Below are 20,871 nucleotides of genomic sequence, written 5' to 3' on the forward strand. Positions count from 1 at the left end.
AAATCTTACTTTTTAAATAAGCTCGAAACCTTTTCTAATTGCTCTTGAGAAAGTTTGTTATAGTGGTAATCTGTCGGTGTATGCTCCTTTGATTCTTTTTCACAACAATGGTTTATCATATTTTCCAGATTTTTCTTATACAACGCTATGAACTGATTTACTGTATTTTTTTTATATAATTTGGAGTTATAGTGAAGCTCCAATACAAGCTGATGATTTAAAATCATTCCATTAATCTCAAATACGTAATCTTTTCTAATTTGTGATCCGATTTCCTTGCCTGTTGAAGTATCTGAAAACTTAAATGTATCTGTGCCTATATCGCTATCCATATGACCAAGATAATTAAACAATATTTCAGGTTGAACATTAAATTTTAAAGGTAAATTGACATCTTTCACTTTAGTGGATAAATATTTCAAAATACTGTAACCAAACCCTCTATTAGGTACCCTTCTTAAATTGTCTTTTGTTTGTTTAATCACATCTGAAATCCCGCTATCATTTGTCATTTCCAGTACAAAAGGAAATATAGAAGTAAACCATCCTACAGTTCTTGATATATTCATGTCATCCATAACTTCTTCCCTACCATGTCCTTCTACATGAATTAAAGTTTGATAATGACCAGTCCATTCACAAATGGCTTGACATAATGCTGATAAGAGAATGTCATTTATTTCAGTGTTATATACATGATGTACATCTTGTAATAATTTTTGAGTATGCACTTTATCTAATGTCAATTTCTCTATTTTCTGATGTTTTGCAACCGTGGTAGATACAGAATAATCTCTTGGCAAAACTTGAACGTTTGCTTGTTCTTGTTTACTCCAATATGATGCTTCATTTAAAAGTTCTTTATTTGTTGAATATGCCTTTAGACTCTCAGACCAAAATTTAAATGAATCCGTTTTAGCTGGAAGATTAAAATCTTCTTTATTCATTAATCCATTGTAAATCGTTGAAAAATCCTCCAATATAATTCTCCACGACACACCATCTACTACTAAATGATGGATAATAATCAACAAATGATCTCCTTTTTTGGTTTTAAATAAGGCCAATTTTAGGAGTGGTCCTTTTTGAATATCAAATGATGATTGTAGAAGATTAGCGTTAACCTCTATTTGGTCTAAATCATCTTCTTGCATTAAATCAAATACTTTCAAATCAATCGATGAATGACCGGCTGCATTGTTAATCTGAGATATCTCATTATTTTCATTTACAAATGTCATTCTTAATGCATCATGATGCTCAACTATCATTTCAAAAGACTTTTTCACTAGCGTTTCATTAAATCCCTCACTATAAAGCATCAGTGATTGATTATAATGCTGAACAGCTTCCCAATCTTGCTCAAACAAGTTTGTTTGAATAGGTGTCAAATTTACTTCTCCTATAACCATGGACTGATCCGCTATTTTCGTAGTGAATGTAATATATTTATGAAGATCCTTAATTACTGGATATTCAAACAGATCACCAACATCTAACTTCAAACCGTAATCCCCCATTAATCTTGAAGAAATTTGCAGAGCTTTAATGGAATCTCCACCTAATTCGAAGAAGTTATGTTCAATGCCTATATTTTTAATTCCCAATGTTTTTTCCCAAACATGAATCATTTTTTCCTGCACTTCATTTTCTGGTTTAACATAGGTGCTTTTCGTGTCTATGATAGGATCTGGTAATTTCTTTCTGTCTACTTTACCGCTAGGATTCAACGGCAGTTCTTCCATCTGAACAAAATAAGAAGGAATCATGTATTCAGGAATAAACTTACTTAAATTGTTTTTCATTCTTTTTACATCAAGTTCATGATCAGCCATATAATATGCACATAAGGTTGGTGTTTTGGTTTGATCCATCTTTAACACAACGACAGCTTGTTTTATTTTTTCGTCTTTAGTCAGTTGTTTCTCAATTTCACCCAGTTCAATTCGATGTCCTCTTATTTTTACTTGATCATCATTTCTTCCTAAATATTCAATGTTTCCATCAGGTAACCATTTTGCTAAATCTCCAGTTTTATACATCTTTTCACCAGGTTTTAAAGGGTTGTTTATAAACTTTTCTGATGTTAATTCAGGTTTATTCAAATATCCTCTAGCTAAACCTACACCTGATATATGAAGTTCTCCCGGTAATCCTACAGACATTAATTGGTTATTTTTATCTAAAATATATAGTTGTGTATTATCAATCGGTTTGCCTATAGGTACAATATTTAACTCTTCCTTTGATGAACAATCGTAATAAGACACATCTACTGTAGCTTCTGTTGGCCCGTACAAATTGTGTAACTTAACACCATAATCACGGTTCAAACATTGATTAAATAATTGAGTTTGATTTATATTCAATGCTTCACCACTTGCAAACACTTGCTTTAAGCTAGATAAACGACTTAAATTATGTTCAACATTATCCAAATAATCTAAAAAGGCAGTAAGCATAGATGGAACAAAATGCATCGTTGTGATTTTATATTTTTCGATCGCATCAATGATCGCTTTTGGTTCCTTCTCTCCCCCAGGTTTTAACATACATACACTAGCACCATACATTGACCACCAAAATAGCTCCCACACTGAAACATCAAAGAAAACCGGTGTTTTTTGTAATATTGTGTCTCCATCACCTATCGGATATTGCTTTTGCATCCAATGAATTCTATTGATAACAGATTTGTGCTCGATCATGACCCCTTTTGGTTTTCCTGTAGATCCAGAGGTATAAATGATGTATGCTAAATCATTTGCAGTATTTATATATGGTAAATTAGAACTTTCTTGGGTATACAACGAATCTTCTTCAACATTTATCAACTCTAGTTTCTCAGCCTCAATCTCATTCTTAAGTTTATTGATATATTTTTCTTGACATAGAATGGTTTGCACACCGCTATTTTCAAGCATATATTTGATTCTTTCATTAGGCAGCTCAGGACTGATTGGCAAATATGCCCCACCAGATTTCAAAATACCCATAATACCGATCATCATTTCCAGAGAACGATCCAACATAATCGCTACGATACTATCGTTTTTAATCCCTCTATTTCTTAAAGTCCTGCTTAAACTATTTGATTTTTGATTCAATTCACTATATGTCAACTTCTCACTTTCATAGATGACGGCTATTTTATCTGGATTTTGTTCTACTTGCTCTTCAAAACATTGATGTAGTGTTTTATGGGATGGAAATTCAGCTTCAGTCTGGTTAAAATCATTTAAAATTTGATTTCGTTCCTCATTCCCAAGCATATCTATATCTTTTAATTTGATATTTTTATTTAAAGTAATGTGATGCAAAATGTTTGAAAAATGTACAGCCATTCTTTCTATCGTTTGTTTAGTAAATAATTTTGTAGAAAATTCAAGACCAAACTGTATGCCGCTCTCCACTTCTTTGGCTTCGAGTAATAAATCAAATTTCGTTGTATTTTGTTTTAAATCATAAGGTTGAATCGTTAGCCCTTTCATTTTCATTTCATCGGAATCACTATTTTCCATGCTGAACATGACATCAAATAATGGATTTCTGCTTAAATCCCTTTTTAACTGAAGCTGTTCAACTAACTCCTCAAATGTAAACTGCTGATGATCAAAAGCATGAACACTATTTTCCCTAACCTCATGTAAAAATGCTGAAAACTCTTTATTTGAAACAGGTCTATTTCTCAATGCCAAGGTGTTCACAAACATACCGATTAAATTTTGAACATCTGCGTGATTTCTACCTACAACTGGAGAACCAACTACTATATCTTCTTGTCCAGAATATTTTGATAATAAAATATAATAAGCAGACAACAACACCATAAATAAGGTAGCACCAGTCTCATTTGCAATTTTTTTTAATTTTTCTAGAGATTCTTCACCAATCTCAAATCTGATTTTATCTCCTTCGAAGCTCTGCTTTTGTGGTCGATGGAAATCAGTCGGTAAAGAAAGAACTGGAATTTCATCTTTAAACTGATTTAACCAATACTTTTTCTGGTTGTCATAGGTGCCTTTTCTCATCAAATCATGTTGCCACTCCGCAAAATGTTTATATTGTACGTTAAGCTGTTGTAATGATTTCCCGTTGTACAATTGATTGAACTCTTGAATCAAAATATGAATGGAAGTACCATCCGAAATGATATGATGCATATCAATAAACAATAGGTGTTTCTTATTGGAAATCTTGATTAGATTTACTTTTAGCAAAGGTGCTTTACTTAAATCAAACGCTACGACCATCTCATTTAAAAATGGGTCTAACTCACCTTGCGAATCGTAAATTTCAATCTTAAAATCTAAGTTCTCATGAATCAGTTGAACAGGTTCACCATCAACAAGTGGAAATGAAGTTCTAAGTGTTTCATGTCGCCTAATAAGCTGATGGAAAGTTTCCTCTAATCGTTGTCTGTCTATATGACCATCTAACTGAAGGGCACCTGTCAAATGATAAGCTGTACTTGATTTATGTATCTGTTGAAGTAAAAACAATCTTTTTTGAGCTGGTGATAAAGAATACATTCTCTTTTCATTATCAACAGGTATAGATGAATGTTCATTTTTCTCCGATCCAGATATAAATGCAGCCAACTCACTAATCGTAGGGTGTTTAAACATTACACGAACTGGAATATTGATGTTAAATTCTTTATTTATCTTGGTAATAAGAATCGTTGCTTTTAAGGAGTGCCCACCTAGTTTAAAAAAGTGATCATGAACCCCAATTTGGTTAAGAGATAATTCTGACATCCATAATTGACATAGTTTTTCTTCTATATTGTTTCTAGGTTTGACATAATTAACTGTTTTGTTATATGAATGATCAGGTTTAGGTAATGATTTTTTATCAATTTTTCCATTTGGTGTTAAAGGCATATGATCAAGATGAGTCAAATACGAAGGTATCATATATTCAGGAAGTTCATGAATAAGACTGTTCCTTAACTCATCTAAAACAAGTTCCTCTTTTGAAACATAAAAAGCAGCAAGGTACTTGTCCCTATTTTTATCTTCATAAGCTAACACAACAGCTTCTTGAATCAGATCATTTTTCATCATTACTTTCTCTATTTCTTCCAATTCAATGCGATATCCACGAATTTTAACTTGATGATCTATTCTACCTAAATATTGTATAACCCCGTTTTCAAACCATTTTGCTAAATCCCCGGTTTTATACATTTTCTCACCTGATTTAAATGGATTAGGTACAAATTTTTCATGGGTTAATTGTTCCTGATTGAAATAACCCTTACTTAACCCATCACCTGAAATACATAACTCCCCAGGTATGCCAATCGGTTGGATCTGTTGATTTTCATTCAAAATATACACTTGAGTATTTGCTACTGGTTTTCCTATATCTACTACTTCTTTATGGGTAAGATCACTTACACAAGACCATACCGTTGTTTCCGTAGGTCCGTACATATTATATATTTTTAAGTTTAAAAATTGCTTTAAACTTTTTAACAAATTAGTCGGTAATGCCTCTCCTCCAAGTAAGATCTCAGTCACATGATTTAAAAAGTCTAGATTCAAGTCTTCTGCCATCATCATCTTTAATCTAGAAGGAGTGATTTGAATCATGTCCACATCATTTGTTGCAATTACTTCCTTCAATGCTTGCGCATCTATTTGCTGGTTTTCATCAGCAATGACTACTCTCATCCCTTTCATAAGCGGCAGTAAAGTCTCAAGTGCAAAAATATCAAAAGAAATGGTTGTGAGAGCTAAAATAGACTTACCTTGACTAAATGGAATTTGCTCACACATCGCTTCAATAAAATTATGAACCGCTCTATGGGAAATCATTACCCCTTTCGGATTTCCTGTTGAACCAGAAGTATAAATCGTATAAGCTAGATCTTCTGATTGGTTCACATTAGTCAGATTACTTGTATTTCCCTTGTACAAGCTCTCATCAACAATTAATAATTTTGTTCCCTTACTACTAATTATCTCTTCAAAATCAGAATGTACTAGCAGCATTTCTACTTGTGCATCTTTTATCGTATATTCAATTCTTTTTAGAGGATAGTTTGGATCAATAGGTAAATAAGCTCCTCCTGCTTTTAGAACACCTAATATTCCAATGATCATATCTATAGAACGATTTAACATAATTCCTACTAAACTTCCTGGTTTCACTTCTTTTTCTCGAAGTAGATGTGCTAGTTGATTTGCTTTTTCGTTTAACTCCTTATATGAGATTTGTTGGTTTCCACATACTAAGGCTATTGCAAGTGGTGTTTTCTTCACTTGCTGTTCAAAATAAATATGAAGCATTTTATTCTTATCATAAGGTTTCCTTGTATCATTGAAAGCTAATAATAGTTGTTCTTTTTCCCCTGGAGGTATAATCTCAATTTCTGACAACTTTAACTCTAGACTTTTTGTAATTTGATGTAACAAGTGATTAAAGTGAGAAATAAATCTATCAATCGTACTCTTTTTAAATAATGCAGTACTATAATCGATATGAAAGACCAAATATGTATTTCGATCCTCAGCACTCAATGTCATATCATATGGAGAAACCCCTGGATTTAATTCGGTAGGAGAAAATTTCAGTTTTCCCGTTTCTACTTCTTTAATAGCCATATTTTGAAATATAAACATCGTATCAAATATCGGATTTCTACTCGTATCCCTTTCAATATCCAGTTTTTCAACTAAATCCTCAAAAGGATAGTCTTGATTTTCAAAAGCTTGTAAAGAATACATCTTTACTTCTTGTAGAAATTGTTTATATTTTTTATCTAATGAAGGTTTGTTTCGAATGGCAACCGTATTAATAAATACACCGATCAGTTGTTCAATATCAGCATGATTTCTTCCTGATATAGGAGTACCGACTATGATGTCATCCTGACCTGTATATTTGTGAAGCAAAATGTTGTAAGCGGATAATAATAACATAAACATCGTCGTTTTTGTTTCATTTGCAAATTGATTTAATTGTTTAGTTAATTTCTCATTTATTGTAAAAGTTACTCTTTCGCCTTCTGTGCTTAAACTTTGAGGTCTAGGATTATCAAGTGGCATATTTAATACTGGGATTTCATCACTAAACTGACTTAACCAGTACTCTTCCATAGGTTTTATCTTTTCTTCATTAAAATTTTTCTCTCTCCATTCAACAAAATCTTTGTATTGAACGCTTAAATCTGGTAATTGATCACCTTGAACTAAACGAATGAATTCATCGATAAATATCGCCATGGAAAACCCATCTGATATGATATGATGCATATCCAAACATAAAATATGTTTATTTTCCTCTAATTTTAAGAGTTTTGCTCTAAATAATGGGGCTTTCGTTAAATCAAATGGCTTCACAAAATGTTTAATAACTGAATCTATTTGTGAAACCTCTACTTTAGTAATATCAAGTTTAAAATCAATTGGATCAACGATTCTTTGAACAATATTCCCATCTTTAATCTCAAAAACTGTTCTAAAAATCTCATGTCTTTGTATCAATATGTTTAGGGAATTATTTAATACCTCTACATCTAACTCCCCTTCAATCATAAGCTTTCCTGAGATATTATGAATCATAGTCTCTTCTTCCAATTGCTCAATGATATATATTCTTTTTTGAGCAGGAGAAACGGGATAAACATCGTCTTTCTTTTTGATGATTGAAATAGGTCTAAAATCCTCTTTCTCCCCACCGTTAATTAACATGGCAAGCTCTTTCACTGTGGAATGCTTAAACATCTGTCCTATCTGGATTTGAATATCAAATTGCTCATATACTTTTGAAAGCATGATGGTAGCTTTCAAAGAATTCCCTCCGATAGAGAAGAAATCATCGTGTAAATCAATTTGCTTTAAATCTAAAAGATCACACCATATATGAAGTAACTGCTCTTCTGTTTCATTCGTTGTTTCTTCATTAATCATATCTTTCTCAATATTTGGAAGAAGTTGGATATCTACTTTACCATCAGAGTTCAATGGAATATGATCCATTCCGAATACAACGTTAGGAACCATATAATCTGGGAGCAATTCCATCATCATTTTTCTAATCAATCTTGTATCTACCCATTTGTCCTTCCCGACAATGTATGCAATCAAACCTTGTTCTTCTTGTGATATCATTTTATTATCTACAATGACACAATCGGAAACTGGAAAAAGATTTATTATAAATTGTTCAAGTTGACATAAATTCATACTGTAACCACGAACTTTAATTTGATTTTCAACTTCCCCTATGATTTCAATCTTTTCAACAGATTCGTTCATAGCAAGCAGCCCAGTATGATTTGTCTCATTGCCACTTTTTATATATAGTTCACCTATCGTTCCTATTGGAGATGGTTGCATATAACGGTCTAATATCATGTACTTATATTGATCAGTCGGCAATAATATATTTGTTCGATTGATTATTTTCTTATTTAATTTTTGAGCATTTTGATTCCAGGAGTTCAGTATTTCTTCCTTATTTTCATGAGTAACTAAACCAATTTGAGCAATCTCAGCTGTACTGTTTTGTGTGATCGTTTGCAGCATATAAATAAATCCTTCTGCCCAAATTTTCATGACTTCAGGTTGTATCAAACCTACGCTGTAATCAAAATCAAACCATAATTCATTTTGAATATCGGTCACGTTGAGAAACAAATCATAGAAAGAATATTTAGAAGGATATGGTAATATCTCTGTATCTAATCCCGAAAAGTTTAAATTTTTTATCGGTCTGTCCATATTAAATAAGATATGGATGTCTGGAATATTTTTAACTCTTTCTGCTAATTGAGCTAAAGAGTAATTTTGATATACTTCTATTTCTTTCAACAAAGATTTTATCTCATTTAAATAACTAGAAAAAGAAAGTTGATCTTCAACTTGACTATAAATAGGAAGCAAATTAACACAATTTCCAATTAGGGTGTGCTCATCCATATGAGCTTGACCTGCTGTAGGAATACCCACAACAATGTCATTTTCTCCAGTTATTCTGTGAATAAATAATTTAAATGCCGTTAATAAAGTAACAAACAAACTATTTTTCGTTTCAATACTTAAAGCTCTTAATTTTTTTGTCAATTGTTGATCTAATATAATCGAATAGCGATCACACTGATAAGTTTTATGTTGTAAATGACCACTTAGGGAAGGAAGATGTACAACTGGTATAGGTTTGATAAACTTCTCAGACCAATAATTCTCTGCTTGCTCCATTCCTCCCTGTTGTTGTAACCCATTCTGCCAATTTAGAAACGATTCAAATTGTACAGAAATAGGTAAGGTCCCTTGAGAACCTTCACAAGTGGAAGAATAGATTTTCTCTAATTCATTTACGAATACTCCAATAGACCAACCATCTACTCCTATATGATGGAATGTTAACAACAACATATGAATGGTATCTGATTGTTTTAGTAAACTGATTCTAAATAAAGGTAAGTTTGATGTTAAATCAAATGCTTTTTCAGCATCTTGTTTCAGCCATTCATTAATTCTTTCTTGCTGTTCTTCTTTAGCTATGTTTGTGAAATCTTCAATGTTTATGTCTAAATTTAAATCAGGTTTTACAATTTGAAAACTACCATTTGGCTCTATCACTGTCCGCAATGACTCATGTCTTTCCATTAAATAAAAGATCGCTTCTTTTAGTGCTTTCAAATTTATTGAACCTTTTAACTTCAATAAAACAGATTCATTTGCAGCAGCAGACTCTGAACTTCCAGCCATGGAAGCTATCCATAATTGCTTTTGTTCATTTGTTAATTTTAACGTTTTTTCATTAGGAACTTTTGAGTCATTGTTAGTTCCTCCACCATTTGGCGGTTCTGGCTGTCCTGGTAAAAATCCACCTCTTCGAAGATCATTTACTGTTTCTTTAACAACTCGAATCATCTCATCTATCTGTTCCATAGTATGAGCAGTTGATAAAAAGCAGTTTCTACCTTCCCAAATATATATACCCTTATGAATGAGATGATAGAAAAATAATTCAATATCTCCAAACGAGACAAATCTAAATAGACTTCCATAATTAACCATATAAATAGGAACACCTGTTGATTTAAAATATGCATTTAGTTCATTTACAAGATAGGCTGCTTTCTCATTAACTTCCCTATATAAGCTTTTATCATTTAATTTTAAATAGTTTAATACTTTTAACATTATCCTCATCGTTATTGGATGAGTACAGAATGTTCCACCAACAAAAGTTTTTTGATCAGCATAACAAGGATAAGATGTATCACCAAAATCCCAAGTCCCTCCATCTACAGGATCCATAAAATCTCTTTTTCCTGCTACTATACCGATTGGCATACCTCCACCAACTACTTTTCCATAAATCACAAGATCAGCTTGAATATTAAAATAAGCTTGAGCTCCACCAATTCCAATTCGAAAACCTGTGATTACTTCGTCAAAAATAAGTGCAGTTCCAGACTTCTCTGTCACTTCTCTTATCTGTTGTAAAAATTTTTTTGGTTGTAGATCAGGTCTTCTACTTTGCACAGGTTCAACTAATACGGCTGCCAATTCATGAGCATGTTTTTGGATCATTTCAAGAGCTTCTGGACTGTTGTAATTTAACATGATCACATCATCTACATAACTTGACGTAATACCAGGTGCCATCGGGATCGCGGATGGTTCAACAGGTTCTGGATTTGCAACTCCTAATACACCATCAAATGTGCCATGATAGGAACCAGAAAAAATAACCACTTTTGTTCGTCCTGTTTTTGCTCTTGCTAAACGCAATGCAAACATAACAGCTTCTGATCCAGTATTATAAAAAGCCACACGTTCAACACCAGTCAATTCACTTATTAATGACGCTACTTCACCTGCCATATCAGACATGGGACCTAAAGGGGGTAAGGTAGGTTTCACACTTTGCTCAAGTTCATGCTGAATAAAATCAGGATTATGACCAAACAGGTTTACACCAAAACCCATAGTGAGATCAATGTACTCATTCCCATCTATATCCCACATTTTTGCCCCCGCAGATCGCTCAGCCACAATTGGATACACTAATTCCTTCCAACCTAATCGAAATCCAGACACATTTCGATTGTTTGCATGCACATCTCGTGTTTCTTGTGCCACTTTTTTAGAATTGTTCGTTCTTTGGTTAAAGTCAGCAATAAATTGTTTTAAATATTCTTTTTGTTTATCAGTAAAACTATCATTTTCTTCTATCAGTATCGGTTGATACGGAATAAAAGGTTTTGCTTTAGTATTAATATTCACCTTTTTGGACAATTTCATCGTGGTATCCACATTATTTATCTTTGGAAAATGATCCGTAGTTGCTATTTTGCTGTTGCCCAATACTTGAAGCTGCTGCATCATTAAATTAGAAAAATTCTGTTGCTGCTCATTCATTAATTCAATTTGTTTTGAAATGATATGCTCTGCAGAACTCTTATGTGTGTCTATCTCATTACTAGAGAACTGTTCTGTTCTCTCTGTTTTTATTTCATTTTTATCTGGGGAACGTTCTACCATCATCGTTGCAGCTACATCCTGCGACGAAACCATTCCAGTGATAAAATTACTTAAATGATATAAATTGGTAATGGAATCAAAAAACTTTTCCATTTCTATGTCAATATTAAACATTTCATGTATTTCTTTTCTAATTTGGACTAACATAATGGAGTCAAGTCCCATTTCTAAGAAATGTGCATTTTCATTAATTTCATTTAACTCTAATCCAGATACTCTGCTCACTATATCTTTGAGGGATGCAGATACAGCTTTACTAGGATGATGATTGGGTTCATTTATAAAATCGTTCATTGTTGAAATCTGTTCTTTATTCACTACACTAGAAATATTCTTGCGATTTACTTGGACCCAACACCGTTTTCTTTGGAAAGGATATAAAGGCAAAGGAGTTTTCCTTATTTTTTGATGAACGGAATAGAATTTATCCCATCTAATGTTTGCTCCTTGTACGTATAAATCACATAATTGATATAGTAGAGTTTCTTCTTTTATTCCATGAATACTAATTCCTTCAATGATCTCATTTGATTTGTTTGAAATGAATTGAAGCTCTTTTTCAGTGATCTCTCCCTTTGCTTTATGATCTTTAGAATCAAAAACAATTTTATATTCTCCTTGAAAAATGCCTTTCATGTTGATCTGGTTTTTTTCTATTGCCTCTAATTTATGTTTTAACTCTTCTTTACTAGAAGCCACAATCGCAATTCTATGATCTAAATGAGCCCTTCCCGTGGAGGACGTGAAACAAACAGATTGCAGTTCTACTTCATTATCATTTATTAAAATATTTTTATATCGTGTTATTAATTTATTCAAAGACCATTTACTTTTAGCTGATATTGTAAAAACATATGGTAATTTAGGGGAAGTAACAGTCTTTTTTTCTGAAGGTATATATTGTTCAAGAACAACATGAGCATTTGTACCACTAAAACCAAAAGAGCTAACCCCTCCTCTTAAAGGCTGTTCACTTTTATCAAAATCAGTTAATTCTGTATCAATGTAAAAAGGAGTTTTTTCAAAATGTATGTTTTTATTCGGTTTATGAAAATGCACTAATGGAGGATTCTGTTTTTTGTTTAACATCAGTACTGATTTAATGAGACTTGCAATACCAGCCGCTTCAAATAAATGACCTATATTCGTTTTAACTGAACCAATGGCACAAAATTGTTTATGGTCTGTATAATCTTCAAATGCTTTACACAATCCTTCAATTTCAACAGGATCTCCTAGTTTCGTCCCTGTTCCATGAGCTTCTATAAAGGTTAGGGAAGTTGGATCAATTCCTGCATCACTCCATGCTTCTTTGATCACTTCTGTTTGTGAAGCTGGATTTGGAGCTGTAATACCAATGGTTGCACCATCCTGATTTACTGCACTTCCTTTGATCACTCCATAGATATGATCTCCATCTTCAATCGCTCTATTTAACGGTTTGAGTAGAACAGAACCTACACCTTCTCCGACACCTGTACCATCAGAATTGATATCAAATGTTCTAGTTCGTCCATCTGAGGATTCCATATCCAAACCTAATTCAGTTGGAAGTAAGATCGTCCTTATTCCACCTGCTACAGCCATCTCACATTCGCCATTTTTTAAAGCTTTACTTGCCATATGGACGGCTACAAGTGATGAAGAACATGCTGTATCAATCGTAATCGCTGGACCTTTCAAATTTAAAAAATAAGCTATTCTACTTGCCAAAACAGAAGGCAAATTCCCCACGATATAGTTTTGCAATTCTTCAGGATTATTTTTTGAAATAAGGCGTTCATAATCATAACCTACTTTTGAATATCCAACATAAACCCCAACGTTTTCTCCTCTTATTCGATCCCCTGCATATCCTGCATCTTCAAATGTATGCCAACAGGATTCTAAGAAAAGTTTTTGATTAGGATCCATATAACTGGCTTCTTTAGGGTTTAATTTAAAAAATGAATAATCAAACTTATCAATTTCATCCAAATACCCGCCTTCAACAAATTCATCTTCACTTTTATCCCAGTCCAGCAAAGACAAGTAATCTAGTGCATCTTGTTTTCTATCATGTTGATACTGTGCAATACTATGTTTCCCATTTGCCAAATGGTCCCAGTACTCATATGCTGATGCTGCACCAGGAAAATTCATAGACAACCCTATAATAGCGATATCACCATCTTGTAGACTCTCCTCAACTCCTTCTTTATTTTTCGCTTGTTTCATAGAATCACTTTCCATTTTCTTATTTTTCTTATTACTCTGTTCAGATAAATACTTTGATAATTCAGAGATGGTAGGATAGGCAAACAAATCAGTAACATTTAAATTTATCTTAAATTCTTCCTCTATTTTTTCTGTAATTTGAGCGATTTGCAATGAAGTAACTCCAATGTCAAAATAGCTTACATTCACACTGATTTGTTTATCTTTTAATATTTCACTACAAATATCATGTAATTTCTCTTCAAACTTATCTTCTAAAATGAAAGAATCGTTCATTGCTTCATTTGAAAATTCTTTCAACTGTGTTAATGTTTCTTTAAATTCACCATTTTCATATTGTTTGCTTAATTTGTATCTTTGAACTTTTCCACTTGTTGTTTTCGGCATTTGACGAATAGGTATGACCTCGGCTACTTCCCAGCCCCCCCTTATCAATAAATGCTTTTTTAGTTCTGTAGCAAGAGGAAGGAATTTTTCTACCTTTTTTTTAGAAACTACAAAAACGACAATTTGCTCTTGATCTTTATTTAAATCATGGACTCCACAAACCGCTACTCTACCAAGCTCAACGTCACCAATTTCTATTGCAACTCTTTCAATATCATGAGGATACACATTTTGACCATTCACAAATATAATATCTTTAGCTCTCCCTGTGATCACAAGTTCTCCTTCATGGTAAAAACCTAGATCCCCTGTATCTACCCAACCATCTGAGGTAACCATATTCGAGGTTGCTTTTTCATTATTATAATAACCTTGTGTTACATTTTTTCCTTTGATCTGTATATGACCAATCATATCTTCAAATAATAGATTGTTATGATCGTCACATATTCTAAGCTCACAGTAATCAATTGGGTTTCCAACTTTGACAAAAGATAGTGCTTTTTGATCTTGAGGACTAATTTGTACAACTTTTTGACCTATATTTAATTCGTTTCTATCCAAATACAGTGTCTCAAATTCTTTGCTAATATCAGGAATGGATACACCCACAGATGCTTCAGCTAACCCATATACGGTTGTCATCGCCGTCCTTTTTAAATGGTATGGTGCTAATGTATCTACAAAAGAATTACAAACTTCCGTAGAAATCGGTTCAGCTCCGTTATAAAACATCTTAATATTTGACAAATCCCAACCTTTAGCTTTCTCAGGTTTAAAAAACTTTAAAAAGTATTGGTAGCCAAAATTAGGAGAAGAAAGAATGGTAGTTTTATGTTCATTGGCTTTTTTCATCCATAATAATGGTTGCCTTATAAACAATGGAGTAGGAATCAAAAATTGATTAATACCAGCAATTAGAGGTGTAAGATGACAACAAATTAGTCCCATATCATGTGTAAGAGGCATCCAAGATAAATAAGAATCATTTTGATTTACTTCTGTTCTGTTATTTATTCCACAAGTATTATATACTAAATTTTCATGAGTTAATGTAACACCTTTGGGATCGCCTGTGGAACCCGAGGAAAATTGAATAAAAGCGATATCCGATGCTTTACTATGAATGACTTTTCCTTTTGTATGACTCAAATTTTTATCATCTATAACCGTTATTCTTTCAACAATATTTTCTATAGAATCGATTTGATTGTTCTTAATAGTAAATTTTTTCAAGGTGTTCAAGAATTTTTGTGAAGTAATCATGTGAGGATTATGCAGCGTGTTCCATATTTTAAAAACTTTTAATTTATGTTCATCATTATTACCTATACTTACAGGGACCGGAATCATTCCTCCCAAAATACAGGCCCAAAATGCGATGATAAACTGCTTATTATCTTCTAGCTGGAAAACAATTTCCTGCTTTGGCTTTAAACCCTGTTTTTGCAAATCATGCAAAAAATAGAGAGATTCATAATATAATTCGCGATAGGTTAACCTACTTTCTTTGTGATCGGCTTCAATAAATACAATCCCTTTATCATCCAATTTACTTCTCTCAATCAACACATCTTCTAACGTTTTAAATTGTTTTGTAAACATCATCTTCCCCCTAAAAGTTAATGTATCTTGCTTAGAATTCTCTGCTGTTCATGCTCTGTTACTTTCTTTGCTTGAAGAATAGACCTAATTGTATCAACTGCTGTTTGCATTTGTGATTCATTCAAGCCTACATCTGTATCTATTAGTAATTGTTTTAATTGTTCATAGGGTATAACTACCCCTTTTGTGAATTCTTCATAATCCAAATTTCTATTTTTATGCATCATTGCAGAGTTAAGACAATTTTCTAAGAGATTTAAATTCGTTTTTAGATTTGTAGTGTGATAATGTTCTATAAATTTTTCTACGTTAGATAGATCATCTATATGACCTATTGAATAAGTTTGGATTTGATTTATACTTTTTTTACATAAATTGCTTAGCGTAGTTTTTGGTCCCATTTCAAGTGTATGACTTACTCCCTGCTGATGGAAATACATCATTGTATCATACCACCTTACGGTTTTAGTCATCTGCAATTTTAACAATTCTATAACACTTTCATTTTGTTCATATGGTAATGCTGTTACATTTGATATAATAGGCCATTTTTCTTTGTTAAAATGATAGTTTTCTAATTTTAATACCAATTCTTCAGCTGCTTTTTTCATCATAGGACTATGAAATGGACCGCTTACATTTAAAGGAGATGTAGTGGAAGATGATTCTTGGAGTATATTCATAACTTTATCTATTGAAAATATATGACCTGATATTACATTTTGTTCATTTGAGTTGTTACATGCTATAACAACTGGGTAACGATCTGTTGATACATTTTCACATATTTGTTTTAGTTCGTTACAACTCATTCCCATAATCGCTGCCATTGAACCTGTTCCAGAGGATACTGAATTTTGCATCAAAATTCCCCTCTGTCTAACCATCTTTACTGCATCAGAAAATGAAATTGAACCAACGCATGCTAGAGCACTATATTCCCCTAAGCTGTGTCCTGCTAACAGCATAGGCTCTAATCCTACTTCCTGCATAAAGATTTCAAAGGCAATAACACTAACAGTTAAAATGGCTGGTTGTGCATTCATCGTTTGTGTTAATTCTTTGATATTACCTTCAAAACACATTTTCCTTAAATCCATACCAAGTGCTTCGTTGGCTTCTTCAAAACGATGTTTTGCAAGAGTGTACTGATAAAAGCCCTTTCCCATACCAACATATTGAGAGCCTTGTCCAGGAAAGAGAAAAGCTAATTTACCCATTTTACTAACCTCGATTCTATAAAATAATTAATTTATACTAAGCTTCGAAATTATGAGTAAAATAACTTAACAAATTGATGTATATGTTGTAAGATATAAAAAGGACAGATGTATCCTAAAAAGGGTACTAGTCTGACGCCCATATAAATTCCGTGAGTCCTGCCAAAGATGCACTGGAATTTATGTGGGTATTTTTATTTTATCCAACTATCATCCATTTGTGTTATTTTCTACCATACTAATTACTATTTATATACTATAAAACTTCAAAAATCAACAAATTTTATTATTTAACATTTTTTTAATAAAAAATATATTATAATAAACTAACATATTTTGGGATTTAAATCATGATATTCAGTTAATGATAGTTAATAATATCCTATATTGTAAAAATAATCAATTGTTATTTATTGCTAGTTACGTGAATTGTAATTAAACATCTCCTGATAGGATATCCCACATTTTAAACTTAATCAATTACTTTTTTCCATTTATTATGAAATGACTTAACCTTTTGCTTTTAACCACAACATAAATATTAGATTTTTTGTATAATCTATCAAAACTTTATCTTCAAATCAGGTGGAGTAGAGTCTCCATATTTAATAAAAAAAAGCAAAAAATTGAGTATCATCGCACATAAAAAAATCGTAAATCTCCTCCTTCAAGACAGGAAAATTTACGATAGTTTTATGTGTGATATTTAACCTATTCTACGATAAGAATTTTAGGTGAAGTTTTTCTTATTAACTTTGAAGCAAACCATGCTCCTAACCCAACTGAAATGATTGCAAAAGGAGCAATCGCTACAATTTGATACCATTCAATAATTAAAGGTATCTCCACTATACCATAGTCGGCTAAAATGATGTTTAACAAGATAGGCAATATGTAAATACCAATAGGAATCCCAATGATTACACCTGCTCCTGCAAGAAACAATGACCCTGTTGCAATTGAATATCTAATTTGCCTTGAGGACATTCCTATAGATTTATATATTCCGTATACTTTGCTTTCTTTTTTAATGTTCATACTGTTAATATTATAAGTAATGATGAAAGCAACGATGAGAAATAACAAACCCATTATGGATAGGGGCAAAATTAATATAGAGACGGCTTGAGAAAATGTTTCATTAATCAATGTTTCCTGAGTTGCAATAAAAATAGCATCTCCGTACTTCTCAGTCAGTTCACTAACCATTAAATCTGGTGAAACCCCTTGAAGCACGTTGAATAAAAACAATGGATTTTCCATCTCTCCATTAAGATTAAGCTTGTTCATTGCATCTGATGTCATCCTTGCAGAGTTAGATAAGTTTGCAATGGCTTGATAAATCCCCGTTATGGTATATGTACCTTTATAATTTTGTATGTAAAGGTCGATTGTATCCCCCACACTTTTATTTAATTTTTTAGATACATTGATACCAATAGAAATTTCATGATCACCTTTAGGGTTTTCACCAAGTATGTTTGCAAATCCAATGTCATCAAATTTCCCATCAGTTGTCATTATATAGACTCCTGTATCCTTTACAGTAACATTGTTCTTATTTTCAGTTTCTGAAATGATTCCGTACAGATTACCAATATTATTCACATTTTTAATTCTATTGTCATTTAATAGATCCTGTTTTAAAGCACTTACAGGTAAAACTGATGTATCTAGAATTTCAATATTTATATCAGAGTTGTCATAACCCCAAAGTGGGATCGTCTTATGAATGGATGCAATGCTAAATAAGAATATACATCCGAAAACGAGGACAGACGTTGTAAACGCAGTGATGGTAATCATTAGTATCGATCCACGAATATTTTGGAATATCCTTCTTATTCCAATGACAAACGCAACTGGTAAGAGCTCAAATCCAATCATTCTATTTTTTGAGGCATTTAACTTTTTAGATCTTTTCATGTTTTCTTTTTCTGTCATACCATATCTAATGGCTTGAGCAGGTTGAATCGATTTTGCTTTTAATGCAAAAAATAGAGAGACCAAAGTGACTAATGAAATGAGCATTATTCCAATAAAAAAAGCATCTTTAGAAAAGTTAATGTTTAATAAAGATTCTTTTGTCTCTAAGTAGGATAGAGACATTCTAATAATAACCTTTGAAAAGTAAAAGCTAGAAATGATGCCAGGAAGGACGGAGATCACAGTCAAAAGAGCGTACTGAATCACATATACACGAACCAAGTGATCAGATGAGATACCCATAGATTTGATAATTCCAATCGTTTTTACATTTGATAATATAGCATCAGATATCGTGTATCCAATCGTATATAGAGCAGCTAAAATCATGACAATTGCAAGAAAAATCATTATGAAACTAATTAATTGATTTATAATTAAGTAAAAGGAAGATATACTCTCAAAATCCTGTGACGTTTCTAAAAAAGGACTACCTAAGGCATGTTCAAATTGATTCCAATGAAAACTTTGATTACTTACGTTATCGTAACGTAAACCCATCATAAATTTATCTGTGCCCCGCATGTTACCAATATATTGATTATAATCGTTTGGATTCATCCATATTCTTGAAGTAATTGTAAAGGGCTGGCTAAATGGTACATCTGCTACAATAGCTGTTACCTTCAAATAAAGTACCCCTGTTTCCGTTTTAAATCCCATTGGGTCTCCTATGGAAATATTCTTTGAATAAGCTAACGATGTTGGAATCCAAATTGTTCCTTCACTAGGCGTGTTAGATTTCATACCATCTGCAAATATAAGCTTATCAACTGAAGCTGGGACTGGTGGAGTATTCATCATGTACAAACTAATATTAGAAACTTCCTTGTCTTGATGTTTAAACCATGATAAACTTCGATATTCCATTAACTCCGTTGAGTTCACTCCTTTTCGCTCTTGCCACCAACGAAAGATTGGATAGGGATTGTATAAACCATCTTCAAAATATAAAATTTGATGAGATCCATTCACTTCGTTATGCATGTTAGAAAAAACTTCATCTGTATTATTCATTACTAAAACTGCTGTTGAAAGGAGTAATGTAGATAGCATAATAATGATTGCAATCATCCCATTTTGAACTTTTTTTCTTCTTAAGTTGGATAAACACAACAACCATACAGAATACATTCTATTACTCCTTTCTAGAAACAAACGAATAAATTCTCTTTTCTCTCTCTTTCATTTCTTCTGGTTTATATTTGCTCAATTCTAAAATCCCTTCCACCATTCCATCTTTAATAAGAATAAGTCGATCCGCCCTACATGCTGCTTTTAAATCATGCGTTACCATAACTACGGATTGTCCATATAGATTTACATTTGTTAAAATATCCAGTATATTATTCCCTTGTTGAAAATTTAAAGCACCCGTCGGTTCATCTGCAAAAATAACTTCCGGTGTGCTAATTAATGATCGAGCAATCGCTGCTCTTTGCTGTTGACCACCAGAAACCTGAGATGGAAACCTTTCTTTTAACCTCTCAATTCCCATTAATTTCATCAAAGATAATGCCTTTTTTCTAACCTCGATTTTATTATGACCTGCAACGTAACCTGGAAAAGAAATATTTTCAAACAAAGTAAGATCAGGGACTAGGTTAATAGATTGATAAACATATCCAATTTTATGCGCTCTGAACCTAGCCATATCTTCTTCTGAAAATGAATCTATTCTTCTATCTTCAAAATAAATTTCACCATCAGTTAAATTATCCAAACCACTTAACATATATAAAAGCGTTGATTTACCCGACCCTGAGCTTCCCATAATAACTGTAAAATCACCTTTATATATTTCTAAATCTATGCTTTTAACTGCATGGAATCTTTCACTTCCACTATTGTAAACTTTCGAAATACGGACGGCCTGCAATAATACTTCTTTGTTTTTATTACGTTCCTTTTCAATTACATTAGCAGTTAACATAAGTTTCACCATC

Annotated in this window: 4 protein-coding genes; all 4 read right to left on the bottom strand. The window is 32.4% G+C overall.

Annotated features, from left to right (window positions below):
* Positions 1-5 precede the first annotated feature (5 nt).
* The 4 genes from VQL36_RS18775 to VQL36_RS18790 all read right to left on the bottom strand — a co-directional run bounded on the left by VQL36_RS18775 (position 6) and on the right by VQL36_RS18790 (position 20,870).
* The gene (locus tag VQL36_RS18775; protein WP_349250766.1) at positions 6-15,719 is read right to left on the bottom strand and encodes an amino acid adenylation domain-containing protein; all 15,714 of its coding nucleotides are present in this window, start codon (positions 15,717-15,719) and stop codon (positions 6-8) included.
* Positions 15,720-15,736: 17 nt separating this feature from the next.
* Positions 15,737-16,939, bottom strand: coding sequence for an ACP S-malonyltransferase (fabD, locus tag VQL36_RS18780; RefSeq protein ID WP_349250767.1), 1,203 nt, complete (start codon positions 16,937-16,939; stop codon positions 15,737-15,739).
* Positions 16,940-17,650: 711 nt separating this feature from the next.
* Positions 17,651-20,059, bottom strand: a complete 2,409-nt coding sequence (locus VQL36_RS18785) for an ABC transporter permease (protein ID WP_349250768.1) — start codon at positions 20,057-20,059, stop codon at positions 17,651-17,653.
* A gap of 4 nt (positions 20,060-20,063) precedes the next feature.
* Positions 20,064-20,870 (bottom strand): ABC transporter ATP-binding protein, encoded by an 807-nt coding sequence (locus tag VQL36_RS18790; RefSeq protein WP_349250769.1) that lies wholly within the window; start codon positions 20,868-20,870, stop codon positions 20,064-20,066.
* Between the last annotated feature and the right edge of the window lies 1 nt (position 20,871).

This window comes from Chengkuizengella sp. SCS-71B, from assembly GCF_040100845.1.
Lineage (GTDB): Bacteria > Bacillota > Bacilli > Paenibacillales > KCTC-33759 > Chengkuizengella.

Coding starts and splice junctions, on each gene's coding strand:
- VQL36_RS18775 (WP_349250766.1), bottom strand. CDS start 15,719: ATGTTTACAAAACAATTTAAAACGTTAGAAGATGTGTTGATTGAGAGA.
- fabD (WP_349250767.1), bottom strand. CDS start 16,939: ATGGGTAAATTAGCTTTTCTCTTTCCTGGACAAGGCTCTCAATATGTT.
- VQL36_RS18785 (WP_349250768.1), bottom strand. CDS start 20,059: ATGTATTCTGTATGGTTGTTGTGTTTATCCAACTTAAGAAGAAAAAAA.
- VQL36_RS18790 (WP_349250769.1), bottom strand. CDS start 20,870: ATGGTGAAACTTATGTTAACTGCTAATGTAATTGAAAAGGAACGTAAT.